This is a genomic window from Paraburkholderia sp. BL17N1 (assembly GCF_003634175.1).
GTDB lineage: Bacteria > Pseudomonadota > Gammaproteobacteria > Burkholderiales > Burkholderiaceae > Paraburkholderia.
The window spans coordinates 1,978,900-2,005,309 of the sequence record NZ_RBIW01000002.1 but is presented as its reverse complement, the minus strand read 5'-3'; the positions used below and the strand labels follow the sequence as shown (position 1 = coordinate 2,005,309).

The following is a 26,410-nucleotide window of genomic DNA, read 5'->3' as shown; positions in this document are numbered from 1 at the left end:
TTCTAAACCGATGCGACGCGCTCCAGCATCGCGCGTATACGCAGCGGTCCGGGCTTCACGCCGAGTGTGTCGGCAAGTTGCACAAGTGGCAGAAAACGCCGCTGCATTTTTTCTGTGTGATTCTGAGCGATGTCCGCGATCCGATGCTCAAGAAAGGGATTGAGCAGGCGATCACGTAACTCGACGAGATAGGCCAGAGCCTGCTCGTGCTGACCCAACGCCGCAAATGTCGGGAGTACATCTTCCGACCAGACAGTTTCCAGGTCCGCGCGCAAGATCGGGTTGTTCATTGCCTGATAGACGGTCTCGTCAGCCGGCCTGCGGTCCTCCAGCCAGCGCTCGGCCAGATAGCTGTGACCGAGATTAAGCAGGAACAACTTCAGACGCTCGAAGCGCTGCAGATCGTCTGTCAAAACGATGTTCTCGTGTGTGCAAGGCAGAACCAACCCCGGCTGCTGCTCAATCGCCCACAGCGCATACGGTTCGGCAACCGCGCCTACTGGTTCGATCGCCTGTGAAACGATGCGATCGACGAGCGAATTGGCCCATATGCAGTGCGTTCGCAGGTAGGTAATAAACAGTTCCGGCATCCGCCAGTTTGTCGCGAGCGTCACAACAAGTTCGCGCAGCGTATCGCCGTTATTGACCACGAGTTCGCATGGAAAAAGGGAGAGCGGCGCATCGGGGTTGCGTTCCCAACGGCCATGAAGCAACACCAGCAGCTTGGCCGGAAAGCTATGTGGCACGCACTCCGGGTGAGTCACGAGGGCCGCGGTGTCCCGGTCATCGAGCTGGAATCCCCGATCTCCCGTATTGGAGACAATCACTTCGACATGTTCTGCTACGGCATCTCGCACTTGTGCCCAATGCGTCCCGACGTGCCATGCCGCGTGCACCGCGTTGGCGCACAACATCTCGTCCACCGGCACGCCGCGCCGCATACCTCGAATCCTTACCTGATAAGGCCTGCCCTCTGCCAGCGCTGCAATACGCTTCTGACTGGACTCGCTGCCGGTGGTCTGCACGACCGTAATGCCACCGAGCGCGGCGCCGCGCGTCAGCGCTTCCGAAACGAACAGGTCGACATGCGCCTGGAGAAAGCGGCTGGTGCCGAACTGCAGAATTGGCTGGCTCATGGCTTATATCCGATCTGCGCCTTCGTCAGCATTCAATGATGGCTTTCACCACGCCAGCGGAAGGTTCGAGCAGTTTCGAAAATTCCGCTGGGACATCGGCAAGTTTCATCCGGTGTGTGTTGAGTGCCGCATCGGGCACCTGGCCGGCGCGCATGGCCCTGAGCACCGTTTCGAAATCTTCCGCGGTCGCATTCCGGCTTCCGATCAGGGTGGCTTCGCGCTTGTGGAACTCCGGATCGGAGAAAGTGATCTTGTCTCTCACCACGGAAATCAGCACGTATTTTCCGCCGTGCGCAATAAACTCGAAGCCACGCTCCATGGCAGCCGGGTTGCCCGTCGCATCGAAGACCACATCGAAGAATTCACCGTCGGTGAGTCTCGTCAGCTCGTCCACATCGGTATCACCGATTTGCACGGTAGCCGCCACTTCGATTTTCCCGGCGCAGAAGTTCAGACGATCGAGCCGTGTATCGAGTGCCGTCACCGTGGCCCCGCGCAGACGTGCGAAGATCATCGCGGCCATTCCGATCGGACCTGCCCCGACCACCAGCACGCGCTGCCCTGCGTGAACGTCGGCGCGACGAACCGCATGCGCGCCAATGGCGAGAAACTCGATCATTGCCGCCTGATCGAGCGTGATTCCTTCAGCCTTGTGAACGAACTGACGCGGCAAACTCAGATACTCCGTCAATGCGCCATCCCGATGCACGCCCAATACCTGAATGTTCACGCAGCAATTCGTTTTTCCATTCCTGCAGGCAATGCACTGGCCGCATGACAAGTAGGGCATCACGTAAATCGGGTCGCCGGCGACCAGGCCGGAATCCGCATCGGATTCTTCGACCGTGCCCGACAGTTCGTGTCCCATCACGCGCGGGTAGGAGAGAAATGGCTGGTTGCCGGTAAAGATGTGCAGGTCAGTGCCGCATACGCCGACGCGCCGCACTCGTAGCAGCACTTCGCCGCGCTCGCGCGATGGCATTGAGCGCGTCCCGGCGCGTAGTACTCCGGGCGTTTCACAAATAACAGTGAGCATGAGGTTTCCCTTTTCAGATACAGAGCCCGCGACGCCATGATGCGGTTTCGATGCGGGCCCGGTTAATTTGATTCTCTATGGCGAGATCACCCGAGTGCAGTGTCGGGACCATGCCTATTCGACGTAAAAAACCTCTTCCATCCGTGCCCAGTGTTCCGACGGCGCACGACTCGGCAACGGTTTCTGGCACGGGCCGCACAGGCTCCACCAGCGTTGCGTTTCCGGGTCGTTCGCAATCTCCGCCATATCGCTTTCATAGTCGGACCCGACGTATTCCCAGTAGCCGAACAACAGGTTCTCGGGCTCCCGCAGGAATATCGAGTAGCGGGTGACATTCGAGCGTTTCAGGCGATTGAGCACCGTCGGCCAGACCTGCGCATGCAAGCGTTTGTATTCGTCGATATGCCGCGGATCGATACCGATCACCATTCCCATGCGTTGCATCACACTCTCCCTATTCTTCGAGCCGGTAGAAGCGATAAGCGTTGCCGCCGAATACGGCGCCTTTGTCCTCTTCACTCGCATATCGATCGCAGTAATCGTCACAGGCGGCAAGCCAGCCGGCGTAGTCACCGAAATGTGTGGCGAGCCGCTGGACAGGCCAGTCACTTCCCCACAGAAGACGACGCGGGCCGAACAGTCGGAATAGCGTCTCCACATAGGGCTCGAAAGCGGCAACGCCGATTTCTGGCGGCGCTTCCGTCCATAAGCCGGACAGCTTGCAATGCACATTTTCGAGTCTGGCCAGATCGGCCATGTCGGTTCGCCACGGTTCCAGTTGCCCGGTAGCGATCAGCGGCTTGGCTGCATGATCTATAACGATCCGCAGGCCGGGGTAACGCTTCGCGAACGCGACCAAACCGGGGAGTTGACGCGGAACAACCAGCGCATCAAATGCAAGGTCATTGGCGAGCATCGCGGTAATTGCCGGTCGCAATACCGGGTCGTCAATCCAGTTGTCGTCTGGAAGATCCTGCAACATCGGCCGCAGCGCTTTCAACTTCGGGTGGCGGGCCAAGTCATCGATCTGTTGCGGCGCGTCCGGCGCTTTCAGGTCGACCCATCCCACCACTGCGCGAATAAAAGAATGGCGCTCCGCCAGTTCGAGCAGGAAGCTGGTGTCGTCGCTGTCAGGCAAGGACTGGACCAGCACGGTTCCGCCGATGCCGCATCGTTCAAGCAGCGGTTCAAAATCGGCCGGCTCGAAGTCTCGATAGATCGCTCCAAGACTGGCAGGCGGCCAATGTCCCACACGCGCCGCGAGGTGCCAGAAGTGGTGATGTGCGTCGATACGCAGGCTCACAGGCTCCCCCCGGGCACAGGTGCGGCGTCCGCAATCAGACCGTCCGACTTCAGCTCCTGCCACAACCCGGCCGGCAGCGTCTGCTCGAACCACGCGACGTTCTGCCGGAGTTGTTCGACACTGCGCGCGCCCACCACGCACGACACAACCGCGGGATGCGCAAGCGGAAACTGCAGTGCCGCAGCGGGTAACGGGACCTCGAATTCGCGGCAAACCGCAGCCAGCCGGTGAACGCGTGACACGACAGCGGCGGGGGCGTCCCCGTAATTGAACTTGCCATTACCCGCCAGCACGCCGGAATTGAACACACCGCCGGCCACGATCGAATTCCCATGCCGTACGCAATCGTCGAGAAACGGCGACAGGCAATCTTGCTCGAGGAGCGTGTAACGGCCCGCGAGCAACGTCACATCGATCTGTATCTCCTGCATGGCTTCATGCGCAACCTGCCATTCATTCACGCCAAGACCGAAGGCTTTGACCTGCCCTGCACTTCGTAGCGCGTCGAGTGCGCGAAAGCCCCCTCCCGTGGTCAGCTGCCTCCAGAATTCGACGTTCGCGTCTCCATGTGTCATTCGACCGACGTCATGCACATACAGTAGATCGATCTGCGGAAAGCCGAGACGCTGCTGGCTGTCTTCGAACGACCTCATGACGCCATCGAAGCTGTAGTCGTAATGCGGCCGGAAAGAAAGCGGCTCGGCCCACCCGTCGTCGCCGCATTGAACAGTCGGGTCCGGACGAAGAAGCCTGCCCACTTTCGTACTCAGCACGAACTCGTCGCGTGGACGCGCTGACAACGCGTCGCCAACGCGGCGCTCGGAAAGCGTGTACCCGTAGAACGGCGCAGTGTCGAAATAGCGCAGACCAAGCGACCACGCTTCGTCCATTAGTGCGCGCGCCTGTTGCGGCGGCATGGTGCGATAGAGGCCGCCAAGTTGCGAACAACCCATGCCGAGTGCGCTCAGTTGCACACCGCCACGCGACAGATCACGCAGGTCACCTGCTTTCATCAAAGATTCCGCCTTCAGGGATTCGTTTCTCGATGTTCAACGCTTTACCGCGCGTCCTGAACGGCGCAGTCCTCAAGCGCGGACAACGCCGTCGGGCATCGTCCGCGCCGCGCTTCAATACAAGACGTTCTTCGCAGCCGGCTGATCGATGTTGTTCTTGTCGACCATCACGACACCGGTATCCAGTTGCTTGGTAACCGGCTTGTGTTCGATGACTTCCACCGCCGTTTTGACGCCTTTGTAGCCCATTTGATAGGAACCCTGAACAGCGATGGCCTGGATGGTTCCGTCCTTGACGAAGCCCTGCAGGTCCTGGTTGCCGTCAAAGCCGATCGCGACGATCTTGCCGGCTTTCCCGGACTGCGCCAACGCGCGTCCCACTCCTACGGCAGTCGGTTCATTCGCACCGAAGATGCCCTTCAGATCCGGATTGGCCGACAGCACGTCGGTCGTCTGATTGAGCGCGGTCGCCATCTGCGACTGCGAATAGAACGGTCCGACAATCTGCAGCTTCGAGTGTTCCGCGAGATACTTCCGGAACCCGCCCACGCGGCCAATCTCGGAACCCGCGCCGGCAACGTACGACATCACAGCGACCTTCCCTGTCTGTCCGACACGGTCGATCATTGCTTTGGCGCACATCTCGCCGGCCTTGGCGTTATCGGTCGAGAGAAACGACTGGTAATACTGCTTGCCGGAATCGGACACGAGCGAGTCGATCAGGACAACCGGAATTTTTGCCTCCCAAGCCTTCTTCATTGCCGGGACCAGTGCATCCGGATCGGACGGCGCGAGCACGATCGCCGCAACATGCCGGTTCACCGCGTTCTCGACCATATTGACCTCGTCGGCCACCGCTGACTCGGTCGCCGGTCCCTGAAACGTCATCGTGTAGCCGTTCAGCCCCTTCATGCCATCCGCTGCACCCTTTTGCACGTTTTGCCAGTAATTCGAGTTGGCCGTCTTGACGATAACGGCGATCTCTCCGCCCGCCGCATTCGCGTGCGCCGCCACTGCGGTCAAAAGCGCGGCGGCCCATGCCAGATATTTCTTTTTCATGTCTCACTCCTTGGGTTGGTGATTGCACTGCTTTGTTGGACTTCTCGAATGGCATCATTCGATGTGCTTTATCTACGGTTTCTAACCTGATCGATCCAGACCGTGCCGAGAATGACCAGGCCGATAATGATTTGCTGGACGAAACTCGATACGCCGTTCATGTTCAGGCCATTGCGCAGCACGCCGATGACGAACGCACCAATGGCCGTACCCGAGATCGTGCCGACACCGCCCATCAGGGACGTCCCACCAATCACGGCGCTGGCGATCGCATCGAGCTCGTACATGACGCCTTCGTTTGGTTGCGCCGTGACGAGACGCGACATCAGCACGCAACCCGTCAGACCGGCGAGCACGCCGGACAGCACATAGGTAAATAAGGTGACGCGTCGGACATTGACGCCGGAGAGCCGCGCGGCTTCGGCATTCGATCCGACTGCGTAGATGTGTCGGCCAAGCGAGGTGCGCGTCAGCATGATCGACACGGCCACCGCCAGCACGACCATGATGATCACGGGATAGGGAATGCCCGGAAATACCGTATCGGGGAACCCGTCCGCCCCGATATGCGAGATGCGGAACAGCGCGCCATTTCCGAGTTCGCCGAATGCGTCACCAAGTCCCGAAACCGGGCGCGCGCCAGTGATCTGAAGTGCGAGACCACGCGCGACCAGCATCATGCCGAGCGTGGCGATAAACGGCGGCAGACCCATACGCGTCACGCACAGGCCATTGACGAGTCCGCACAGGCCGCCCACCACGACGCCGCCGAGCATGCCGAGAGGAATCGGCACGCCAGCCTTGACCAGCAACGCGGCGACCACACCTGACAGCGCGAGTACGGAACCCACGGACAGGTCGATTCCGCCCGTAATGATCACGCAGGTTGCCGCCACGCCGAGATAGGCAATCGACGTCACCTGCAACGCGACCGTCATGCCGTTTTCCACCGAGAAGAACGCCGAACTGGTCGATGAAAAGACGACCACCAGCATGATCAGACTGCCGAGCGCGGCAAATTTCTGGATCAGGTCGCGACGGCGGAGTTTCGCGCTGCTGTCGACGCTAGCGGTCTGGTCAGATGTTATTTCAAGCATGGTTTCGTCCCGATGCGAAGTGCATGATTTCTTCCTGATTGGTGTGACGCGTCTCCAGAACTCCGGCGATCCGGCCTTCGTGGAATACCGCGATACGATCGGACATGCCGAGAATCTCGGGCAATTCCGAACTGATCAGCACGACGCCGATGCCCTGCGCAGCGAGCTGATCCATCAGCGTGTAGATCGCGTATTTCGCGCCGACATCGATCCCGCGTGTGGGTTCGTCGAAAAACAGAATCTTCGATTCGCGAAACAGCCATTTGCCGATGACAACCTTCTGCTGATTGCCGCCGGACAGGTTGCGCGTGAGCTGATGGACCGTCGGCGTGCGGATGCCGAGCGTTTCGACATAGCGCCGTGCGATGGCCGCTTCGTCGGCAAAGCGGATGAAGCCCGCGCGCCCCGACACCGCTTCGATATTGGCCAGCGTGATGTTGGTCGCGACCGGCATCTTCAGCGCGAGGCCGTCGCTCTTGCGGTCTTCCGACAGATACGCGATACCGTGGCGGATCGCATCGATAGGCGAGCGGATCGAGACACGCTCGCTGCCGATATGAATCTCGCCGCCGTCCGGCTGGTCGGCACCAAAAATCGCCCGCGCCACTTCGGTCCGGCCTGCGCCCATCAAACCGGCGAAGCCGAGAATCTCCCCACGCCTCAATTCGAACGAAACCGGCCCGAATGCCGGTGCGCGCGACAGATTGTCGACACGCAGCAGCACGTCCTGCGTCGGAACCGACCGGCGCGGCGGGTACGCATCGTTCAGTGCCCGGCCGACCATCCGCGCAACGATCTCATCCATGCTGGTCGCCGCGAAATCGTCGGTGGAAATGTGGCGCCCGTCGCGCAGCACCGTCACTCGGTCGACAATCTGCTTCATTTCGTCGAGACGATGAGAGATGTAGACAATGCCCACCCCGCTCTCGCGCAACTCCTTGATGATCCGGAACAGGTGCATGGTTTCGGATTCCGTGAGCGACGAAGTGGGTTCGTCCATGATCAGCACCTGGGCGTCGAGCGAGAGCGCCTTGGCTATTTCAACCATCTGCTGCTGGGCGATCGACAGCGTCCCCACCAGCCTGGCGGGTGGCAACGACAATCCAATGCGGGCGAGCGCCCGCCGGGCGTCGCCATTCAGCCGCGTGCGATCGATGAACGGTCCGCGTTTGGGCTCGCGTGCCAGGTAGATGTTTTCCGCAATGGAAAGGTGCGGCACCAGATTCAGTTCCTGGTGAATGATCGCAATGCCGGCTTTCTGTGCCTCGAGTGAGGACGCGAACCGCCGTTCCAGCCCGCGAAAAACAATCGTGCCGGCATCCGGCTGGTATTGGCCGCTGACGATTTTCATCAGGGTCGACTTGCCCGCGCCGTTCTCGCCGCAAATCGCGTGTACTTCGCCGCGGCGCAATTCGAAGTGCACGTCATCCAGTGCAACCACACCGGGGAACCGCTTGCCCAGCCCACTGAGTTTCAATAGCTCCGGGGGTTCCTTCGAAGCGGAGCCGCCCACCGCGCGCGGGGCCAGTTCAGCGCTCAAGTCTGTCACGCGTGTCTCCTTCTTTGTGCGGCGCTTGTGATGGTCAGGCCAATCTGAGGCAGATTAGAGAATAAAAAGCGAAACTGGTCAAGCCAATTTTCATACTTTGCAGATTGGCCTTACCTAGAATAAACCCCTATGTTTCCCATCGAATGCGCGGAGAACCTGTTGGAGCTTGCGTGATAGACTTGACCGCCAGGCGCCCGGGCCACTTTTCCTTCTGCCAGCAAGATGAAACAGACTGAGCCAAAGCGGCTTTACCAATTAGTCGCCGACCAGATTCGCGGCCTCATCCACGGGGGAGATTTCCCTCCGGGGTCGAGGTTGCCGGCTGAGCGCGAGTTGTCGCAGCAACTGGGCGTTTCGCGCCCGTCGCTGCGCGAGGCGCTAATCGCGCTGGAAATCGGCGGCAGCGTCGAGACGCGCATGGGTTCGGGTGTCTACGTGCGCGAAACCGCAAATGAAAGCGAAGGATCGCTGGCGGTACTAGGCGAAAGCCCGACGGAAATCATGCAGGCACGAGCCGTAATCGAAGGCAGCCTCGTCGTGCTCGCCAGCACGCGACTCACAGCCGCCTCTCTGGACCGGTTGCGGCGCAGCGTGGATGCCATGCATCGCCTTGCCTCCGCCGGCAAATCTCCGCTGGAACCAGACCGGCAATTCCACCTCATCATCGCGGAAGCGGCGGGCAACACGGTGTTGAGCCGATATGTGGCCGATCTGTTCGACGCGAGGCGCGATCCGATCGGGGCGAGGATTAGCGAACTCGCCGAAAATACGACTACATGGATGGCTGCCGTTGAAGAGCACGAGAGAGTCCTGCATGCACTGCAGGCAGGAGACCCGCTTGCCGCACAAGCAGCAATGCGATCGCATCTGAAGTCTTCTGAAGAGCGTTGGGTCGGAAGCGACATGAAGAAGGTCGCGCCCAACGATGCGGACAGTAAAGCTGCCCGCGTGCGATTGAGTTGAGTGGCGAATTCAAGCGGGTTGTGGTTCCCTCGGACTTTCGCCGGGTGTGCAGCGAGTTTAAATGGGCTCCGAGGAGAAGCCGACGGTCACCGCACGGCGACGCTTCATCTTTTGATCTTGCACCGGCTTCACGCTCCCTCATCGTGAAGCTCCTCACCGCCCGAGGAACTCAAGCACCATTTGATTGAACTTCGCGGCATGCTCCCACTGCGCCCAGTGGCCGCATCGACCGAAAACGTGAAAGTCTGCGTTGGGCAGGCCCCACACGAGACGCAAGCCGACATCCATCGGAACAAAGCGGTCGTCACGACCCCAGATGACGAGTGCTGGCGCCGCGATCTCAGAAAGACGATGACCGGCATCCGGAAACTGCTTCGGGTTCGCAGCGAGGCTCTTCACGAAGTTCTCGAGGTGATCGCGCCGCGCCAGCATGTTCGCGAGACGTGCCTGCATCAGTTCCTCGGTCAGCGTGGTGGTGTCGAACACAAAGACGTTCAGCATCCGTTTCAGGTTATCGAGGGTCGGTTCGCGATAGAGCGCCTGCAGCAATTTGATGCCCTCGGTGGGCATCGGCACGAACTGGCTGGGGCCGCCTGTGCCGCCGCCCATAAGCACCAGCTTGCCGACCCGCTCGGGATTCGCCAGAGCAAACGCGACCGCGCTATGGCCGCCCATCGAATTGCCGACGATATGCGCGCGTTCAACGCCGATCGCGTCCAGCAATCCCTTGAGCATGCGCGCATTCAGATCGGAGCGCGAGCCGCTGCATACGACGGAGTCGCTCTTGCCCCAGCCTGGGCAGTCCAGCAGAATCACCCGGTAGCCGGCATCGACGAACGCGTCGACGTTGCGGTTGAAGTTCGCCCATCCGCTCGCGCCTGGGCCCGACCCGTGAAGCATCACGACCGTCTCATCACCGAGGCCGGTATCGTTGTAATGCAGGCGCAGTTCGGCATCGCCTTCGCCGATGCTCACGAATTTGCTGGTTGCGGTTTCGCTTTGAAGTTTCGTCGCTGCTGTCATTTCAGTTACCTCGTTTGTGTTCGTACCGGGAGCAGGCGCTACGTAACGAGCGCCCGCGCATGTGTCTAGCAGGCACGCGCGCTAGTGCGCGACGGCCATGAACTGCCCGCGCGGAAACCGGGCCACTACGAGCAGCGCCGCGACGGCCGCCACCGCGATCAGCGGAATGCTCGCGGCCACCAGCACCGACGCACTCTGCCCGATGGCGAGCAACTGGCCCGCGATCAACGGCCCGAGGATCGAGCCCATGCGGCCCACAGCGACGGCGGCGCCCACGCCCGTGCCGCGAACTTGCGTCGGATAGATGCTGCTGGCAAGCGCATACAGCACCGATTGCCCGCCGACGAGGAAGAGACCCGCCAGCAGCCCGCCGAACGCCATCGTGGCGCCGGTGCTCGCGCTGGCGAGCACTGCCAGCGCCCCGGCTATGCCCACGTACATACCGGTAACCGTGGGCCGCCGGCCGATTCTGTCCATCAGACCCGCAATGACGATCGCGCCGATACCGCCGCCGATGTTGAACATCATCTGCACGACGCCCGACTGCGTACGCGTGAGTCCCCGGCTTAGCACCATCGACGGAAGCCAGTTGATCAGGAAGTACAACACGATCAGCGTGCCAAGAAAGCTGACCCACAGCGCGAGCGTGGTGCCGGCGCGACCTTCCTTCCACAGCGCCCGCGTGACCCCCGGTGCCGCCTCATGATGCGCAGCTTCGTCGGACCTGGTCGCGATGAATTGCGCGGATTCCTTCAGGAAAAGCGCGAGCAACGGCAGGGTCAGCAACGGTCCGATGCCGCCGACGTAGAAGATATGCCGCCATCCTTCATCGCCCGGGCTCACGATGCCGATGACCGCAGCGATTGCCGCGCCGAAAGGCATGCCGCAATACATCGCGCCCACCGCCGTGCTGCGTTGCTGCGGCGGCACGGCCTCGGAACAGAGGGCGATCAGATTGGGCATCGCGGCGCCGAGCCCGAGACCTGTCATGAAGCGGGCGGCGAGCAGACTCTCGAAGTTCCAGACCTGCGTCGTCGCGATGGAGAAGAGGCCGAAGAGCGCAACCGACAGCATCAGCACGCGCTTGCGGCCCATCCGGTCGGCGAGGCGTCCTCCGATCGCGGCCCCCGGCAGGAGCCCCAGCGCACCGACGCTGAAGGCCCAGCCCATCTGCGCGACAGCGAGGTGGAATTCGCGCGCCATGCGTGGGGCGGCGACGCCCGTCGATTGAAGATCGAGTCCTTCGAGCAGCGCGACGACGAGGCACAGTCCGATGGTGATGGCGCCGTTTACGCGGCGCGGTGCTGAGATGTTCATGAAAAGTCTCCGATGTAGGTTCGGCATCGCTCTTGGCGGCGATCGTGCCGTGGGTAGCGCTGTGTTCGTTCAGACGCGCGCTTCGAGTTCGCGCTTCAGGTCCAGTGCGACATCGACGATCATGTCCTCCTGCCCGCCCACCATGCGGCGGCGGCCAAGCTCGACGAGAATGTCGACAGTCTTCAGGCCGTACTTCTTCGCCGCAACTTCCGAATGGCGCAGGAAGCTCGAATAGACGCCCGCGTAACCAAGCGCCAGCGTCTCGCGATCCACGCGAACCGCGCGATCCTGCAACGGCCGCACGAGATCGTCTGCGGCGTCGAGCAGCGTGTAGAGATCAGTGCCATGATTCCAGCCGAGGCGCTCGGCTGCCGCGATGAAGACTTCGAGCGGCGCGTTGCCCGCTCCCGCACCCATGCCCGCCAGGCTCGCGTCGATGCGGTCACACCCTTCCTCCACCGCGACAATCGAATTTGCGACACCGAGGCTCAGGTTGTGATGCGCGTGCATGCCCGTTTGGGTGGCGGGATCGAGCACCTCCTTGAATGCGCGAAAGCGCGCGCGGATGTCGTTCATGTTCATTGCGCCGCCCGAGTCGACCACATAGATGCATGTCGCGCCGTAGCTCTCCATCTTCTTCGCTTCAGCGGCGAGATGCTCGGGCGTCGTCATGTGGCTCATCATCAGGAAGCCGACGGTGTCCATGCCGAGTTCGCGCGCGTATTGGATATGCTGCTTCGAGATATCGGCTTCGGTGCAATGGGTGGCGACGCGCACGATGCGCGCGCCTGCGTCGTATGCGGCCTTGAGATCGTGGATGGTGCCAATGCCCGGCAAAAGCAGCGTGGCAATTTTTGCGTGGCTCACGACATCCGCCGCCGCTTCGATCCATTCGAGATCGCTGTGCGCACCGAAGCCATAGTTGAAGCTGGATCCTTGCAGACCGTCGCCGTGCGCGACCTCGATGCTGTCGACTTTCGCCCGGTCCAGTGCGCGGGCGATATCCTGCACGTTCGCGATCGAATACTGATGACGGATCGCATGCATGCCATCGCGCAGCGTAACGTCGGAGATATAGAGTTTCTTGCTCATGTTCATGCTCCCTTATGCGTTCGCGAGAGATTGCGCCATGCGTTCCGCAGTGGCTAGCGCGGCCGATGTCATGATGTCGAGATTGCCGGCGTACGCTGGCAGATAGTGTGCAGCGCCTTCCACTTCAACGAACACGGAAGTTTTCAAGCCACTAAAGCGGCCAAGGCCCGGAATGTTGAGTGGCGCATCAGCGGTGATCTCGTCGAACTGCACCTTCTGCTTGAGGCGATAGCCCGGCACGTAGGCCTGCACTGCTGCGGCCATGGACTCAACGGATGCCTCGATCTTCGCGCGGTCCGCGAATTCGGAGAGAACATAGACGGTGTCGCGCATCATGAGCGGTGGCTCGGCCGGGTTGAGCACGATGATGGCCTTGCCCTTCGCCGCACCGCCCACGGCTTCGATCGCCTTGGAGGTGGTCTCGGTGAACTCGTCAATGTTGGCGCGCGTGCCCGGCCCTGCCGACTTGCTGCTGATCGACGCGACGATTTCCGCGTAGTGCACTCTCGCCACGCGCGACACGGCCGCTACCATCGGAATGGTCGCCTGGCCGCCACAGGTCACCATGTTGACGTTGCGGCTCTCGACATGCGCATCGAGGTTGACGACCGGCACGCAGTACGGGCCGATGGCCGCGGGCGTGAGGTCGATCAGGCGGATGCCGGGCTTGAGCGCACGCAGGAACGCATCGTTCTTCACGTGAGCACTTGCCGAGGTCGCATCGAATACAAATTCGATGTCGTTGAATACAGGCATACGCACTAATCCCTGAACGCCTTCATGGGTTGTCGCGACGCCGAGACGCGCGGCGCGTGCGAGGCCGTCGGATGCCGCGTCGATGCCCACCATCGCGGCGATTTCCAGATACTTGCTGTGGCGCATGATCTTGATCATCAGATCGGTGCCGATGTTGCCGGAGCCGATGATCGCGGCCTTGAGTTTGTCGGTGGTCATGGAAGTTCCTGGTCGGTAAAAGTAGCGCGGACGCTGCCCAGTCCGTCGATTTGCGCGGTGAACGTGGCGGGTCCGGTGACAGCCACCATCGGCCCGAGCGCACCTGTCAGCACGATGTCGCCGGCACGAAGCGGCGTGCCGAGTTGCGCCATGCGATCGGCGAGCCACACGGCTGCGTTTAGAGGATTGCCGAGGCATGCCGAGCCGTTGCCGCGAGAAAGCACCTCGCCGTCCTGCGAGAGCGTCATCGCGCAGGCTGCGAGATCGAGTTCTGCGAGCGGTACGGGACGGCTACCGAGCACGAACATTGCGCTCGATGCGTTGTCAGCAACCGTGTCCACGAAGCGGATGTCCCAGTCGCGGATGCGGCTGTCGACCACTTCGATTGCGGCAAGCGCGTAGGCGCTCGCGTCGATCAGGTCAGCGAACGTGTGCCTCTCAAGCACGAGGTCGCGCTGCAGCACGAGCGCGATTTCCGCTTCGACCTTCGGCTGGATCAGGCGCGAGAGCGGCATCGGTGCATTGTCGCCGTAGGCCATCGATGCGAAGAGCGTGCCGAAGTCCGGCTGGTCCACGCCAAGCTGGCGTTGCACCGCAATCGACGTGAGACCGATCTTGCGGCCGACCACGCGTTCGCCTTGCGCGCATCGCGCGTCGACGCGGGCGCGCTGCACGGCATACGCGAGCGCCGCATCGTCGCCCCCAGGAATCTCATCGCGTACGGGTGCGACGGGTTGTCTTGCGGATTCGGCATCGCGAAGGCGCGCGGCCAGCGCAAGCACGGTTTGCTCATTGGGCATGAAAGTCTCCTTGGGTCCCGGGTTGTGCATGCATCGCGCCGAAGCCCGCGATCCATTCGGGGATAGGCCGGTAATAATCGAGCGACGCCCGATAAGAGCCATAAGCGGCAAGCGCGCCAAACGCGGCGATCCAGGTGCGGATCTCGTGAGCGGACTTGCCGCCGTCGCGGGTGATCGCCGAGTTGGTCATGCAATCGACGGCGGTGAGGTCGCCGGCGGCGAGCAGATCCAGAAATGTGCGGTCCCACTCAGGATTGAGTGGATGCAGATGGCTGTCGCCGGCGGTAAAAGACTTCGCTGCCGCCACCGTGCGCGCCTGCCGCGCCTCGCGCGATTCGGCAGACGGATTGCGCCCGGCGATCAGCCGCTCGGCGACCTCGGCGTTCGCACCGGAGATCTCCGGCACGGGCGGTTCGTGTGAGATGCCGCCGGAACCGATCACGAGCACGCGCCTGGCTGTGCGCGAGAGAAAGCGGCCGATCGCATCGCCGAGCAGGCGCGAGCGGCGGCACGATGCCATCGGCGATGCTACCGAGTTGATGAACACCGGTACAACCGGGTAGCGATCAAGTCCACCGGTCAGCACATCGAGGGCTTGCGCGCAGCCGTGATCCACCTGCATGCGGTACGACAGGGACACATCGACCTCGCTCGCAAGCGCGGCCTCCGCCAGAGCGAGCGCGACGTCCTCCGGCACATCAAGCGGGCCGGCAAGACTGTTGAAGTCCCCGATGGCCGTCGCCGCAATACCGATGCAAAACTGCGGCATCACGTCATAGAAGAAGCCGTTGTAGTGATCAGGCGCGAACGCGATTACCAGTTCTGGATCGAAGGATTCGACGCGGGCGCGAGCGGCACGCTGCACTCGCTCCACTTCCGCGACGATCTCGGGCGCGGGATCGTGATAACCGTGCAGCGGCGTGTGAGACAGGCATTCGAGAAGGATCGGCATGTCAGACTCCCGTTTCGACCGCGATGGCCGTTTCGCCTGCAACTTCATTCGCGGGATGAATATCCGGGAAAGCGAGCGTTGGCGAACCCAGCTTGCCCGCCAGTTCTTCGATGCCCCACGACACTTCCTGCGGCGAACACATGCCCGCGACAAAGCGGTCCGGGCGCAGCAGCACGACCGATTCCGGCACGCGCGTGAACCAGTCCTTCAGTCGGCCGCTCACGTCGCCGACGGCGATCACGCCTGCCGGCACGTCCTCGCGATACATCAACTGCGTATCTGGCTTCGCGATCACGAAGCAACCGCCGAGTCTCTTCCACGTTTCGCGTGCCTCCGGCGTCAATCCGAAGCTCGGGTCCGAACCCCATCCGATAATCGCGAAACGATTGCCGATTACATCGTCGAGACGCAAGACGGCGCCATCGACTGAACGCACGCGCGGCTGGATGAACATGCGGCCCACGGGCGACTGGCTCGCGGAGTCGCGCCCGTGTACGAGACGGCCGAGCAGCGACTCACGCTTCTCGCTCATCAGCCCGAGCATCCGTCCGAGCGCCGTATGACCGGAACCGTCGAGCAGGCGCGCGAGGAAGCCGTCGCGCTGCTCGCGTTCGGGCAATATCACTACGCCCGATTCATAACGCGGCATCGGCTTGAAACGCATCTCGACGAAATATCGCTTGAACGAAGGAAGCATGCCGAGCGACCGGACGAAGCCGTCGCGGAACTTCGTGCCGAGCCTGCTAGTTGGCGCGAAGATGTCGCCGGCCACCTCCGACAAGTGGATCATCGAGCGCGCGTGCGCGCGCCGCTCGGTCGTGTATGTATCTAGCAGGCTGTCGCCGGCGAGACCCTTTACCACCAACGCCAGCTTCCAGCCGAGATTGTTCGCATCACGAATACCGCTGTTGTAGCCTTGTCCCTGCCACACCGGCATGATGTGTGCGGCGTCTCCCGCGAGCAGCACGCGCTTCACGCGGAACGTGCTGGCAAGCCGCGCGTTATGCGTGTACACGCGTTTCCTGATGTAATCGACCTTCTCGGGATTGCCGACCACCTTGCGGATCAACGCCGCCATGTTCTCGGGCTTCGAGAGTTCTTCTTCCGTTTCCCCCGGCATGACCATAAATTCGAAGCGCCGGATGCCGTGCGGCAACGCCGCCGACACATAGGGGCGCGCCGGGTCGCAATGCATGTAGACATGGGGTGAGCCGATCGGATCGTTGCGCACGTCGACGACGATCCACTGATTCGGCTTGGTGCGTCCTTCGAACGGTACGTCGAGCACGCGGCGCACGAAGCTGTTGCCGCCGTCCGCGCCGACCATGTAGGTAGCGCGGATCGACCTGATCGCGCCACTCGCAGCCTGCGCGTCGATCGTCACGCCGGTGTCGTCCTGTGCAAAACCCGCTACGGTGTGTCCGAATAGCACCTGTACGTGCGGGAAGCGTTGCAGCCCCTGAAACAGGATGCGATCGGCAAGCGGCTGAATGAACGCGTTGCGGCGCGACCAGCCGAATTCGTCAGTGCGTGGCTCGATTGACGCGAAACAGCGGCCCGTGCGCGTGACGAAGCGCATCCAGTGGTCCGGCGTCGTATGAGGCAGCAGTTCCTCTGCCAGGCCGACTGACTGGAACACACGCAGAGCTTCATCGTCGAGCCCGATAGCGCGCGGGTAGTCGATGATCTGGTCGAGCTTTTCGATCAGCACGACGCGTACGCCCTGCAGTCCCAGATAGTTGGCGATCATGAGGCCGACGGGTCCGGCGCCGATGATGGCGATGTCGGTTGACACAATCTCGGGACGGCCGCTGACGGCCGCCGTGTCGATGGCGGAATGCATGTCTGTCTCCTAAGGTGCGCGACGAATGAGGTTCGTGGGCGCGTCCGGTACTGTCTGGTTCAGTCACAGCCAGGAGAACATGCGTGACAGCGTCACGTGTCTCCTTGAATAGTTGGTTTTGATGCAGTCTATGGAGCGCGCCCCAGCCGCTCAACAAAATCTAGAAAATGTGCATAGAATGCACATAATTGATTTATAAGGATGTTTTCAGCGGTGACGAAATACACGAACGTTCGTGGGCTGGCGCGTGGCCTCCAGGTCCTGCGCGCACTGAATTCAATCGAAAGCGGTCGCGCCACGAGCCAGCAGATCAGCGATGCAATTGGCTTGCACCGCACGACAGTGCGTCGCTTGCTGGAGACGTTGGTCGAAGAGGGGTTCGTTCGACGGAGTACGTCGGACGACAGCTTTCGCCTGACGCTCGACGTCCGTTCGTTGAGCGAAGGCTTCACGGACGATGAACGCATCGCGACCATCGCCCCGCCGATCATGGGTCGATTGCTCCAGAAAGTCGCGTGGCCATCCGATCTGACGACGCCCGACGGCGACGCCATGATCATTCGCGAGACGACGCATCGGTTTAGTCAGCTATCTTTTCATCGGTCGATGGTCGGCCGACGCTTGCCCATTCTGCTGACGGCTTCCGGCCGTGCCTATTTCGCGCTGTGCCCCGACGGCGAGCGAGAGGACATTCTCGATATGCTGCGATCGGGTGCCGGCGGCGATGAACAAAAGGCGCTGGCCTCCAACGATGCCCTCGTTCGCAGTCTCGTCCGACGCGTGCGCGCTGATGGATTCGGTTCGAATCACGGCGATTGGACGGCTCAGAACAAGATCGGCGCCGTTGCGGTTCCGATCGTTTCGCGCGAGCGGGTACTTGCGAGCCTGAACGTAGTTTTTCTGTCGCGCGCGGTAACGCTTGCGGAAGCGAAGCGCCGCTATGTGCCCGAACTAAAATGGGCCGCGGACGAGATGGTGACGGCACTCGAAGCCGAGGAAGATGCGTCCCAGTCCGGGAAAAAAACTTAGTGAAATAAGCGCGTTGGATGGCTACATCGGCTTATTATTCCGCAAGGTTGGTGAAAATTGGCCCGAGGTAACGATTTCGCATGGCTGGCAAGAACCTTCATAACACGGCAATGCTCTCCCGCAAGCTTACGCGGTCGGCTCCGGGCCACTGCCAGTGGACACACCATGCTTGGACCTCTGAGATTATTCATGCTGCTTTGGTCGTTGGCGGGGATCGTGCAGACCGTGCATGCGACCACGATCGGTGTCGTCCTACCGGGCTCGTCGCTTGTTTTTTACCAGACGATGCTCAAGGGGATACAACAGTCGGCCCGTGATCATCATGTAGATCTGCTGACCCGCAGCCCGTCCGACGGTGAGTCGCTCGATACATCAAATATCCAGTTGCGCATTATCGATTACATGGTGACGCAAGGAGTCGCGGGTGTGCTACTTGCACCGGAACCATTGAAAAGCGACACGCGGGTTTCAATCCCTGTCCCCCTGATCCTTGTCGATCGGTATAACGCCGATTACGACGGCATCTCGACCGTATACACAGACAATTTCGGCGCAGGCAGGAAGGCCGCCCTCAGCCTGGTACCGGTTTTGAAAAAGGGTGCCAAGGTGGCGATGCTGCGGCTCGCGCCCAACGTGAGTTCGACTACCGCGAGAGAAAGCGGATTCTTAAGCGTCGCCCGGAGCGAGGGATGGGATGTGGTGATCGATACCTACGTCGGGTATCGCCCCCGCGATGCCGAAGCACGGATCGCTGAGGTGTTAAACACGTACCCAGGCCGCCTGGATGCCGTTTTCGCGCCGGCCGAACCCATCGCCTACGGCGCTCTGCGGGTAATTGAAAATGCGGCAGTCGGCCAGCGCCCGCGCCTTGTGCTGTTCGACTGGCGTCCGGAATTCCTGGAAGGTCTCAAAAGAGGAATCGTATACGCCGCCATATTGCAGGACCCTTATCGCATGGGTTACCTCGGCTTGGCGTCGCTAGTGGAGGCACTGCAGGGCCATCCGCCGCCCCGCAATATATTTGTCGACGTGGTCACCGTTACGCCAAAAAACATGAACGACCCGGCGATCCGTTCCTCGTTGGCAAAGTACGCGAAATAGCCGGCGTGAGCCACGAGCGTGTTCAGTAGCGCTTGACAGGGCAACCGTTGCCGCCACTTGAACCCCCACCCAGTCCGTCTTTCTATGGACTGCTTCAGGCTTGGGGAAATCACATGCATCCGCCCGCCTCTTGAAGTGCCCACGTCACGGAATCGCAGCTAATTGACCAGACACCGGAAAACTTCATGCCGAAGATCACTTCATGTCCGCCGTGTTGCATACGCGAGTGGCCTACACGGCCACCGTCCTGGCGGTGACGTCACCCATGCGTGTGGCACGCGATGCCCATTTCACTCCCCGGCGCTCCCTGCCCGATGCGGGTGCGCCATCAACCGCAAGCCGCTCGCTATGCCGCCAATGCCCGCGAACATCGCGCCGCCAAGCAGAGCGAGTATCGGCCCGTGCTGTCCGTCGAGTCCAAAAAACAACGCAACCAGCGCAGCGCCCGTGGCCTGTCCGATCAGGCGCGAGGTCGCGACGACACCGCTGGCGCCGCCGCTGCGCGCGTGCGGCGCGCTTGCCATCAACGCCTTGATGTTCGGCGACTGGAAAAAACCGAAGCCGACACCGCAGATCCCCATCCGTATCGCGATCGAGTACGCGCAAGGATGTGCGGGTAGCAACGAGAGCGACACGAGACCCACGCACAGACAGGCGAGCCCGGCCGCGCCCAGTGCGCCAGCCGGATAGCGATCCGACAGGCGTCCGGCAATGGGCGCGACAAGCGCAACGACAACGGGCCAGGGCGTAATCAGGAACCCCGTCTCAATCTGGCTGCGATGCAGCACGTCTTCGAAGTAGAACGGCAGCGATACGAACGCGAAGCCCTGCGCGGCGAACGCGCACACCGCCGTTACGGCCGACAGCACGAACTCAGGCCGCCGGAACAGATCGACGGGCAGCATCGGCGCGAGTCGCGCGGCCTCGCGCCGTATCAGGCACACGCCGAAAATCAGTGCGATGACAAGCGCGCCGAGCACTCGAATCGTGGGCGCACGCTGCCCTCCTTCGCCGAGCGCGAAGATCAGCGATGCAAAGGTGATCACGTTCAGCAAGGCCGCGACGGGATCGAACGGATGCGCGCCTCTGGCCGTATGTGGCAGCGCGGGCACCGCAAACGCGAGTGCAATCAGCCCAAGCGGCACATTGATCATGAAGAGCCATGACCACGATGTGGTCGAAAGGATCAATGAGGCGAGGGTCGGCCCGACGGCGACCGACACGCCGACGACAAGCGCATTGACCCCCACGCCGCGTCCAAGCCGATGTCGCGGATACAGCGCACTGACGAGCGCAATACTGACGCTCGTGATCGCGCTGCCGCCCACTCCTTGCAAAAGCCGTGCGGCGGTGAGCAATGACAGCGTCGGCGCCGCCGCGCAGGCCAGCGATGCGGCCGTGAACAAGGCCAGGCCGCCGATATAGACGCGCCTGTGCCCGAACACATCGCCCAGCGCCGCGAAAGGCAGTATCGTCGCGACCATCGCGAGTTGATAGCCGTTGACGATCCATACCGATTCGGCCGGCGTCGTATGTAGATCGGCGGCGATCGCGGGCAGCGCCGTGTTCGCGATCGCGGTATCGAGCGTCGCCAGCGCAACGGCGAGCATGACGGCCACCATCGCGAAGCGGTTCGCCGCTGGCATCGGCGCCTCGACGCCAGTTATCACCGCATTGGAAAGGTCGGACAAGATGCCTCCTCGAATCGAACGAAACATGATGTCGTCATTGTTCGACGCGCCACGCGGAAAACGCGGCGAGCTTTGATTCCCGGGAGGAATACCGGCGCTCCAGCGAATGGATTTACGCTAGAGTGGGACCGAACAACGGCTGGCGGAGAAAGAATGAGAATCGAAGACCTGCACGTGTTCTCCGTGCTCGCTGAAACGCGTAATCTGCATCGAGTTGCCCAGAAAACGGGGCTGACACAATCCGACGTGTCGAAGATCCTGCAACGGCTGGAAGCGGAATTCGACACCCGCCTCGTCGACCGCACGGGCCGGGGCGTCGAACTGACGGCGGCAGGACGCATGCTGGTGGAGCGCGCTGCCGATGTCGGTGCATCGGTCGCGCAAACCTATGCTGACATGTCAGCGGCAAAGTCCGCATCGGCGGGCAAGATTCGCATCGGCGTCGTGCCCGCCCTGCTGGAATCCGCGCTGCTGCCCATCCTCGCCCGCTATACGGCTCGCGAGAGCACCGTCTCGTTCCGGCTCTCCGTGCAGGTGTCGGCGCTACTATTCGACGAACTGAAGGACGGGCAACTCGATCTCGCGCTTTGCTTTACGCCGCAGACCGTCGCGGACGAAGAACTCCAGTCCGATGACATCGGCAGCCAGCGCTACCGGATCGTCGCGCGGCAGGGTCATCCGCTCGCGCATACGCCTGCCGATCCACGCCTGCTGCAAGCGGCAAATTGGTTGCTGCCGCTGCCAGGACATGGGTTGCGCCAGATCGTGGATCGCTACTTCCAGGACCACGATCTGGCGTCCCCGCAGGCCTTGATCGAAACCGACGCGTCGATTTCGCTGCTGACATCGCTGCTGCGCAACAGCGATCTGATCACAATGCTGACCGAACAGATGCTCCAGACCTATGCGGGACGCGATCTCGCGGCCCTGCCCTACGAAACGGCATTACTCGAAAGCAAGGTTCGGCTTTTCTATCGCAGGAAAACCCCCATGTCGCCAGCCGTGCGGCGATTTCGCTCGACGTTGTGTGAAGCGCTGACCGATTCCTGAATGCAATCGCTTGCGCTTCAATGGTCGACGGCCTTTATCGGCAGCAAGCCCGTCTGCCCATAGAACTCCTGCAACGCAAACGCTTCCTGCTCCCGCTGCGCGCGAGCACCGCGATCCAGTATCGAAAATAGCCAGATTCCCGCAAACGCTAGCGGCACTGAAACCAGCGCGGGATTGTCGAGAAACACGGGCGTATGCGCGTGATGCAGCACGTCGACCCACACCGATTTCGACAGCAGCGTCAGCAGCACGGCGGATATCAGGCCGAGCGCGCCGCCAACTACCGCGCCGCGCGTCGTCATGCCGCGCCAGAAGATCGACGACACCAGCACCGGGAAGTTCGCGCTCGCCGCGATGGCCGCCACGAGGCCGACCAGAAACGCCACATTGACGTGCTCGAAGAGAATGCCGAGGCCGATGGCGACGACGCTCAAAATCAGCGTCGCTGCGCGCGAAATGCGCATTTCATGGGCTTCATTCGGCTTGCCTCGCGCGAGCCAGCACGCGTACAGATCGTGCGAAACCGTGGTCGCGCCGGAGAGCGTGAGGCCCGCCACCACGGCCAGGATCGTCGCGAACGTGACGGCGGCGATGAACCCGTAAAACAGGTTGCCGCCCACCGCCTGCGCCAGCTTGACGGCAACCATGTTTGAACCACCCAGCAGGTCGCGCGTGAGATTGAAATGCCCGTCTGCCGCCGTCTTGAAGAACTCGGGATGCTGCGCGAGCAACGCAATCGCGGAGAAGCCGATAACAAACGTCAGCAGATAGAAGTAGCCGATGAACCCCGTTGCGATGAATACCGACTTGCGCGCCTCTTTCGCGCTCGGCACCGTGAAAAAACGCATCAGGATATGCGGGAACCCCGCCGTGCCGAACATCAGCGCGATGCCGAGCGACAGCGCGTTGAGCGGGTCCTTCAGCAGCTTGCCGGGCGCCATGATGCTGAGCGCGCCGGGATGAACGTCGACGGCGCGCCGGAACATCTCATCGGGACTGAAACCGAACTGAGCGAGCGCGGTAACGGCCATGAACGTCGCGCCGCATAGCAGCAGCACGGCTTTGATGATCTGCACCCACGTGGTGGCCGTCATGCCGCCGAAGAACACGTAGACCACCATCAGCGCGCCGACAATCACTTCCGCCATCCAGTACTGCAAGCCGAACAGCAACTGGATCAGCTTGCCCGCGCCGACCATCTGCACGACCAGATAGAACACCACGACGACGAGCGATGTGCTCGCCGTCAACAGACGGATCGGCGCCTGCTTGAAGCGGTAGGCGACCACGTCGACGAACGTATATTTGCCCAGATTGCGCAAGGGTTCAGCGAGCAGGAACATCACAAACGGCCAGCCGACCAGAAAGCCGATCGAATAGATCAGGCCGTCGAATCCGAACAGATACACCATGCCGGAAAGGCCCAGGAACGACGCCGCCGACATGTAGTCCCCGGCGATCGCGAGCCCGTTCTGGAAGCCGGAGATACCGCCGCCCGCGCTATAGAAATCGCGCGTCGTGCGCGTTCTACGCGAAGCCCAGCGCGTGATGCCGAGCGTCACGAGCACGAACAGCAGGAACATGCCGATCGCCACCGGGTTCAGTTCGACGCGGTCAGCCACCGGAGCTTCGATGCCCGACGCGCGAGCGAGCGCCGCTGTCGATGCGAGACCCGCGCACAATAAAGAACGAACGAGCTTCATGCTTCACTCTCCTGCGATGCGTTGACGAGTAGCGCGCGCATCGAAGGATCGAAGCTGCGGTTTGCGTGAAACACGTACCAGGCGGTCAGCGCAATCGCCACCGCAATGATGCAGACGCCCACGAGTACGCCGATCGTGGTCGTCGCGCCCGCATACAACGGTCGCGCCAGCAGATGCGGCGCCACCGCGACGAACAGGATAAAGCCGTAATACGTGGCGATCATCAGCGCGGTCAGCGTGAAGCTGAATCGGCGGCGTGACGCGATGAGCCGCCGGTACGCGGGGCTCGCCTGGATTGATTCGATATGGGCTTGCTGCATGCGTTTGTCTCCTGCCTGCTGTCTGTTGTCTGTTGTCGGAACGAATTGAGCGTCTCGAGGCTCGATGCAACCGCGCCGCGGGCTTCTGTCGGCACCGCTTGCCTGGCGGCGTCAGTGGCTCGCCAGCCGTCCCATCGCCTGCCGCATGTCGCACTCGAACCGGAGCACGATGTCAGCAAGCGGTTCGATCCGGTCGGTAAAGGCGAGCGACTGTCCGGCGGAAAGCAATCCCTTCGACCAGTCGCCCGTCACATAAGCGTTGCGACCGATCTTGCCCGCGACCATCGGCATCAGGTCGGCAATCGTGATGTCCGGGTTCTGTGCCTCGAGTTCCTTCACGGCCGCCGTCGTCTCGTTGCGCAGCGTCCGCACGGTATTGCGCACGGACTGCATGCACAGATCGGTATCGGTCGGTCCGGCTTCCACCAGACGGCGTTTGTAGTCGTCGTGCGCCCAGATCTCTTCGGCCACGGCGAAGCGCGTACCGACCACCACGCCCGACGCACCCATCGCGAGCGCCGCGGCAAGCTGCGAGCCGCGACCGATGCCGCCGCCGATCAGATAGGGAATGTCGAGGTGGCTCTCGGCCCACGCGGCGTTGACGAACGAGCCCACCATGTCGAGACCGGGATGTCCGCCGCATTCCGCGCCGACGATCGCCACGGCATCGACGCCGACGGCGGCAGCCTTGACCGCGAACCGGAGCGCGGGCACTTTGTGAAGCACCTTGACGCGAGCCGCTTTGAGCAGCGGCATGAACTCCTCAGGATTGCGCCCAGAGGTTTCGACGTACTTCACGCCTTCGTCGACGACCAGCTCGAACACCTCGCGCGTTTTCTCGCCCGGGACGAGCTTCGGCAGCATCGACACGTTGACGCCGAACGGGCCGCCCTCGCACAGTTCGCGGCAGCGCCGGATCTCGGCCCGCAGTGCATCAGGCTCAGGGAAGCTCGCGGCCGTGATGAAGCCGATGATGCCGGCACGCGAGGCGGCGGCGACATAGTCTGCATCGGCGAGCCACATCAGGCCACCGGCAACGATCGGCAGCCGCGTGCCGAACAGTTCGGTCACAGCATTCGTAAAAGCGGTTTGACTCATTGAACGGTCCTTGTGCAATAACGCGTGATCCAGCGTCACACGACGCCTTCTGCCTTCAGTTGCGAAAGCCGTTCGGCGGACAGCCCGAGCAGCGATTGGAGTACATCGTTCGTGCCTTCGCCGAGTTGCGGCGGGGCTGTGCGAACCGGAAGGCGCGCGCCGTCGAAGCGATATGGCGGCGCGAGCACATGCGTGCTGCCTGCTTCGGGATGTGTGTAGGTGGTCACGAGTCCAGCCTCTTCCGCTCGCGTCGAATTGAGCGCTTCGTGAAGGCCCGCGACCTCGCCACAAGGAATGCAGGCTTGCGTCAAACGTTCGAGCAACACCTTGCGCTTGCGCTTCCTGATCTCTTGCTGGAGTTCGGGTGCGAGTACTTCGCGGTGTGTGGTGCGGGAAATGTTCGTGCGAAAACGGTCGTCGTCGACGAGATCGGGACGCTCGATGACCTCGCGACAGAATCGCTCGTACTGGCGGTTGTTGCCGACCGCAATGACAAGCGGGCCATCCTCTGCATCGAATACGCCGTAGGGCATGATCGACGGATGCGAATTGCCGTAGCGCGGCGGATCCTCGCCCATGATCAACGCCTCCAGTCCGTAGTACGACGTGATCATCAGCCCGCAATCGAAGAGCGCCATTTCAATGTGGCGTCCCTTGCCCGTCTTCTGACGCTCGAAGAGTGCTGCGAGCACCGCCTGTGCGGAGTACATCCCCGTGAACAGATCGACGGCGGCTACGCCGAACTTGAGCGGCGGCTGATGGGCCTCGCCGTTGAGCGCCATCAGCCCGGCTTCGCCCTGAATGACAAGATCGTAGCCGGGCCGCGCCGCTTCCGGCCCGCGCCGGTCGTAGCCGGAGATCGAGCAGTAGATGAGGTTCTCGCGTCCTTCCTTGAGTTCCTCATAACCGAGGCCCAGTTTCTCCGCGCCGCCGAACTTGAAGTTCTGGATCACGACGTCGCACTGCTGTGCCAGTTCGCGGGCGATCTGCTGGCCCTCTTCCGTTTGCAGATCGAGACACACCGATCGCTTGTTGCGGTTCACGCTGTTGAAGTAAGCCGTCTCGGTCGTGCCGACGCGGATGCCCCAATCGCGCGTGTCGTCGCCGCGCTTCGGATGCTCGACCTTGATGACTTCTGCGCCGAGATCGCCGAGCACCATCGCGCACCACGGCCCCGCCAGCACGCGGGATAAATCGAGAATGCGAACACCGGCAAGCGGCAGGGATGAATCGAGGTTCGACATGACAGATCCGGAATGACAAAGAGTGACGAAGGCGCCG

General features: G+C 61.9%; 24 protein-coding genes. 4 read left to right on the top strand and 20 right to left on the bottom strand.

What is annotated here, in order from left to right:
- Positions 1-2: 2 nt before the first annotated feature.
- The 8 genes from B0G82_RS28865 to B0G82_RS28830 all read right to left on the bottom strand — a co-directional run bounded on the left by B0G82_RS28865 (position 3) and on the right by B0G82_RS28830 (position 8,184).
- Positions 3-1,136 carry a mannitol dehydrogenase family protein gene (locus B0G82_RS28865; RefSeq protein ID WP_121309840.1) on the bottom strand — a complete coding sequence of 378 codons (1,134 nt, stop codon included), beginning with the start codon at positions 1,134-1,136 and terminating at the stop codon, positions 3-5.
- Positions 1,137-1,161: 25 nt separating this feature from the next.
- Positions 1,162-2,172, bottom strand: coding sequence for a zinc-binding alcohol dehydrogenase family protein (locus B0G82_RS28860; RefSeq protein WP_121309839.1), 1,011 nt, complete (start codon positions 2,170-2,172; stop codon positions 1,162-1,164).
- 114 nt (positions 2,173-2,286) lie between these two features.
- Positions 2,287-2,616, bottom strand: a complete 330-nt coding sequence (locus B0G82_RS28855) for an L-rhamnose mutarotase (RefSeq protein WP_121309838.1) — start codon at positions 2,614-2,616, stop codon at positions 2,287-2,289.
- Between the two features lie 10 nt (positions 2,617-2,626).
- A complete protein-coding gene (locus B0G82_RS28850; protein ID WP_199730180.1) occupies positions 2,627-3,475 on the bottom strand; it encodes an amidohydrolase family protein in 849 nt (282 codons plus the stop codon).
- Positions 3,472-4,488 (bottom strand): aldo/keto reductase, encoded by a 1,017-nt coding sequence (locus B0G82_RS28845; protein WP_121309837.1) that lies wholly within the window; start codon positions 4,486-4,488, stop codon positions 3,472-3,474. Before B0G82_RS28845 ends, B0G82_RS28850 begins: the two co-directional genes overlap by 4 nt.
- Before the next feature lie 114 nt (positions 4,489-4,602).
- Positions 4,603-5,547: an ABC transporter substrate-binding protein gene (locus B0G82_RS28840; RefSeq protein ID WP_121309836.1), complete on the bottom strand. Its 945-nt coding sequence runs from the start codon at positions 5,545-5,547 to the stop codon at positions 4,603-4,605.
- A 68-nt stretch (positions 5,548-5,615) separates the two neighbouring features.
- The gene (locus tag B0G82_RS28835) at positions 5,616-6,644 is read right to left on the bottom strand and encodes an ABC transporter permease (protein ID WP_116122238.1); all 1,029 of its coding nucleotides are present in this window, start codon (positions 6,642-6,644) and stop codon (positions 5,616-5,618) included.
- Positions 6,637-8,184 (bottom strand): sugar ABC transporter ATP-binding protein, encoded by a 1,548-nt coding sequence (locus B0G82_RS28830; protein ID WP_241975020.1) that lies wholly within the window; start codon positions 8,182-8,184, stop codon positions 6,637-6,639. The genes B0G82_RS28835 and B0G82_RS28830 overlap by 8 nt, the downstream gene beginning before the upstream one ends.
- Before the next feature lie 231 nt (positions 8,185-8,415).
- On the opposite strand from B0G82_RS28830, the gene B0G82_RS28825 reads away from it, so the two are divergent.
- Positions 8,416-9,156 (top strand): FadR/GntR family transcriptional regulator, encoded by a 741-nt coding sequence (locus B0G82_RS28825; RefSeq protein ID WP_121309835.1) that lies wholly within the window; start codon positions 8,416-8,418, stop codon positions 9,154-9,156.
- Between the two features lie 153 nt (positions 9,157-9,309).
- Here the strand turns inward: B0G82_RS28825 and B0G82_RS28820 are convergent, their stop codons facing one another.
- From B0G82_RS28820 to B0G82_RS28790, 7 genes are all read right to left on the bottom strand, one after another.
- Positions 9,310-10,179: an alpha/beta fold hydrolase gene (locus tag B0G82_RS28820; protein ID WP_116147460.1), complete on the bottom strand. Its 870-nt coding sequence runs from the start codon at positions 10,177-10,179 to the stop codon at positions 9,310-9,312.
- Between the two features lie 81 nt (positions 10,180-10,260).
- Complete coding sequence (gene mhpT, locus B0G82_RS28815; protein ID WP_121309834.1) at positions 10,261-11,496, bottom strand: 3-(3-hydroxy-phenyl)propionate transporter MhpT; 1,236 nt, start codon at positions 11,494-11,496, stop codon at positions 10,261-10,263.
- Positions 11,497-11,565: 69 nt separating this feature from the next.
- A complete protein-coding gene (dmpG, locus tag B0G82_RS28810; protein ID WP_347237566.1) occupies positions 11,566-12,594 on the bottom strand; it encodes a 4-hydroxy-2-oxovalerate aldolase in 1,029 nt (342 codons plus the stop codon).
- A 6-nt stretch (positions 12,595-12,600) separates the two neighbouring features.
- A complete protein-coding gene (locus B0G82_RS28805; RefSeq protein WP_116147454.1) occupies positions 12,601-13,542 on the bottom strand; it encodes an acetaldehyde dehydrogenase (acetylating) in 942 nt (313 codons plus the stop codon).
- Complete coding sequence (gene mhpD, locus B0G82_RS28800) at positions 13,539-14,342, bottom strand: 2-keto-4-pentenoate hydratase (RefSeq protein WP_121309833.1); 804 nt, start codon at positions 14,340-14,342, stop codon at positions 13,539-13,541. Before mhpD ends, B0G82_RS28805 begins: the two co-directional genes overlap by 4 nt.
- Positions 14,332-15,294, bottom strand: a complete 963-nt coding sequence (locus B0G82_RS28795; protein ID WP_121309832.1) for a 3-carboxyethylcatechol 2,3-dioxygenase — start codon at positions 15,292-15,294, stop codon at positions 14,332-14,334. Before B0G82_RS28795 ends, mhpD begins: the two co-directional genes overlap by 11 nt.
- Before the next feature lies 1 nt (position 15,295).
- The gene (locus B0G82_RS28790; protein WP_121309831.1) at positions 15,296-17,137 is read right to left on the bottom strand and encodes a bifunctional 3-(3-hydroxy-phenyl)propionate/3-hydroxycinnamic acid hydroxylase; all 1,842 of its coding nucleotides are present in this window, start codon (positions 17,135-17,137) and stop codon (positions 15,296-15,298) included.
- Between the two features lie 213 nt (positions 17,138-17,350).
- On the opposite strand from B0G82_RS28790, the gene B0G82_RS28785 reads away from it, so the two are divergent.
- Both B0G82_RS28785 and B0G82_RS28780 read left to right on the top strand, forming a co-directional pair.
- Positions 17,351-18,166: a DNA-binding transcriptional regulator gene (locus tag B0G82_RS28785; RefSeq protein WP_116149120.1), complete on the top strand. Its 816-nt coding sequence runs from the start codon at positions 17,351-17,353 to the stop codon at positions 18,164-18,166.
- Positions 18,167-18,355: 189 nt separating this feature from the next.
- Complete coding sequence (locus B0G82_RS28780) at positions 18,356-19,267, top strand: substrate-binding domain-containing protein (RefSeq protein ID WP_116147446.1); 912 nt, start codon at positions 18,356-18,358, stop codon at positions 19,265-19,267.
- Between the two features lie 290 nt (positions 19,268-19,557).
- On the opposite strand, the gene B0G82_RS28775 is transcribed toward B0G82_RS28780, so the two are convergent.
- Entirely contained in the window at positions 19,558-20,913 is a 1,356-nt protein-coding gene (locus B0G82_RS28775) for an MFS transporter (RefSeq protein WP_199730217.1), read from the bottom strand.
- A gap of 198 nt (positions 20,914-21,111) precedes the next feature.
- On the opposite strand from B0G82_RS28775, the gene B0G82_RS28770 reads away from it, so the two are divergent.
- Positions 21,112-22,008 carry a LysR family transcriptional regulator gene (locus tag B0G82_RS28770; RefSeq protein WP_121309830.1) on the top strand — a complete coding sequence of 299 codons (897 nt, stop codon included), beginning with the start codon at positions 21,112-21,114 and terminating at the stop codon, positions 22,006-22,008.
- Between the two features lie 17 nt (positions 22,009-22,025).
- Here B0G82_RS28770 and B0G82_RS28765 read toward each other — a convergent pair whose 3' ends face one another.
- From B0G82_RS28765 to B0G82_RS28750, 4 genes are all read right to left on the bottom strand, one after another.
- Positions 22,026-23,711 (bottom strand): cation acetate symporter, encoded by a 1,686-nt coding sequence (locus B0G82_RS28765; RefSeq protein ID WP_121309829.1) that lies wholly within the window; start codon positions 23,709-23,711, stop codon positions 22,026-22,028.
- Positions 23,708-24,031 (bottom strand): DUF485 domain-containing protein, encoded by a 324-nt coding sequence (locus B0G82_RS28760; RefSeq protein ID WP_116147440.1) that lies wholly within the window; start codon positions 24,029-24,031, stop codon positions 23,708-23,710. Before B0G82_RS28760 ends, B0G82_RS28765 begins: the two co-directional genes overlap by 4 nt.
- A gap of 111 nt (positions 24,032-24,142) precedes the next feature.
- On the bottom strand, positions 24,143-25,129 hold the full coding sequence (locus B0G82_RS28755) for a nitronate monooxygenase (protein WP_121310904.1): 987 nt from the start codon (positions 25,127-25,129) through the stop codon (positions 24,143-24,145).
- Between the two features lie 35 nt (positions 25,130-25,164).
- Complete coding sequence (locus B0G82_RS28750) at positions 25,165-26,373, bottom strand: CaiB/BaiF CoA-transferase family protein (protein ID WP_116147438.1); 1,209 nt, start codon at positions 26,371-26,373, stop codon at positions 25,165-25,167.
- Between the last annotated feature and the right edge of the window lie 37 nt (positions 26,374-26,410).

Bases quoted from the DNA above. Each gene is read 5' to 3' on its own strand.
- B0G82_RS28765 (WP_121309829.1), bottom strand. From the start codon at position 23,711: ATGAAGCTCGTTCGTTCTTTATTGTGCGCGGGTCTCGCATCGACAGCG.
- mhpT (WP_121309834.1), bottom strand. From the start codon at position 11,496: ATGAACATCTCAGCACCGCGCCGCGTAAACGGCGCCATCACCATCGGA.
- B0G82_RS28755 (WP_121310904.1), bottom strand. From the start codon at position 25,129: ATGAGTCAAACCGCTTTTACGAATGCTGTGACCGAACTGTTCGGCACG.
- dmpG (WP_347237566.1), bottom strand. From the start codon at position 12,594: ATGAACATGAGCAAGAAACTCTATATCTCCGACGTTACGCTGCGCGAT.
- B0G82_RS28750 (WP_116147438.1), bottom strand. From the start codon at position 26,373: ATGTCGAACCTCGATTCATCCCTGCCGCTTGCCGGTGTTCGCATTCTC.
- B0G82_RS28805 (WP_116147454.1), bottom strand. From the start codon at position 13,542: ATGACCACCGACAAACTCAAGGCCGCGATCATCGGCTCCGGCAACATC.
- B0G82_RS28775 (WP_199730217.1), bottom strand. From the start codon at position 20,913: ATGCCAGCGGCGAACCGCTTCGCGATGGTGGCCGTCATGCTCGCCGTT.
- B0G82_RS28825 (WP_121309835.1), top strand. From the start codon at position 8,416: ATGAAACAGACTGAGCCAAAGCGGCTTTACCAATTAGTCGCCGACCAG.
- B0G82_RS28780 (WP_116147446.1), top strand. From the start codon at position 18,356: ATGCTGCTTTGGTCGTTGGCGGGGATCGTGCAGACCGTGCATGCGACC.
- B0G82_RS28760 (WP_116147440.1), bottom strand. From the start codon at position 24,031: ATGCAGCAAGCCCATATCGAATCAATCCAGGCGAGCCCCGCGTACCGG.
- B0G82_RS28860 (WP_121309839.1), bottom strand. From the start codon at position 2,172: ATGCTCACTGTTATTTGTGAAACGCCCGGAGTACTACGCGCCGGGACG.
- B0G82_RS28770 (WP_121309830.1), top strand. From the start codon at position 21,112: ATGAGAATCGAAGACCTGCACGTGTTCTCCGTGCTCGCTGAAACGCGT.
- mhpD (WP_121309833.1), bottom strand. From the start codon at position 14,342: ATGCCCAATGAGCAAACCGTGCTTGCGCTGGCCGCGCGCCTTCGCGAT.
- B0G82_RS28840 (WP_121309836.1), bottom strand. From the start codon at position 5,547: ATGAAAAAGAAATATCTGGCATGGGCCGCCGCGCTTTTGACCGCAGTG.
- B0G82_RS28845 (WP_121309837.1), bottom strand. From the start codon at position 4,488: ATGAAAGCAGGTGACCTGCGTGATCTGTCGCGTGGCGGTGTGCAACTG.
- B0G82_RS28790 (WP_121309831.1), bottom strand. From the start codon at position 17,137: ATGCATTCCGCCATCGACACGGCGGCCGTCAGCGGCCGTCCCGAGATT.
- B0G82_RS28865 (WP_121309840.1), bottom strand. From the start codon at position 1,136: ATGAGCCAGCCAATTCTGCAGTTCGGCACCAGCCGCTTTCTCCAGGCG.
- B0G82_RS28835 (WP_116122238.1), bottom strand. From the start codon at position 6,644: ATGCTTGAAATAACATCTGACCAGACCGCTAGCGTCGACAGCAGCGCG.
- B0G82_RS28855 (WP_121309838.1), bottom strand. From the start codon at position 2,616: ATGCAACGCATGGGAATGGTGATCGGTATCGATCCGCGGCATATCGAC.
- B0G82_RS28820 (WP_116147460.1), bottom strand. From the start codon at position 10,179: ATGACAGCAGCGACGAAACTTCAAAGCGAAACCGCAACCAGCAAATTC.
- B0G82_RS28795 (WP_121309832.1), bottom strand. From the start codon at position 15,294: ATGCCGATCCTTCTCGAATGCCTGTCTCACACGCCGCTGCACGGTTAT.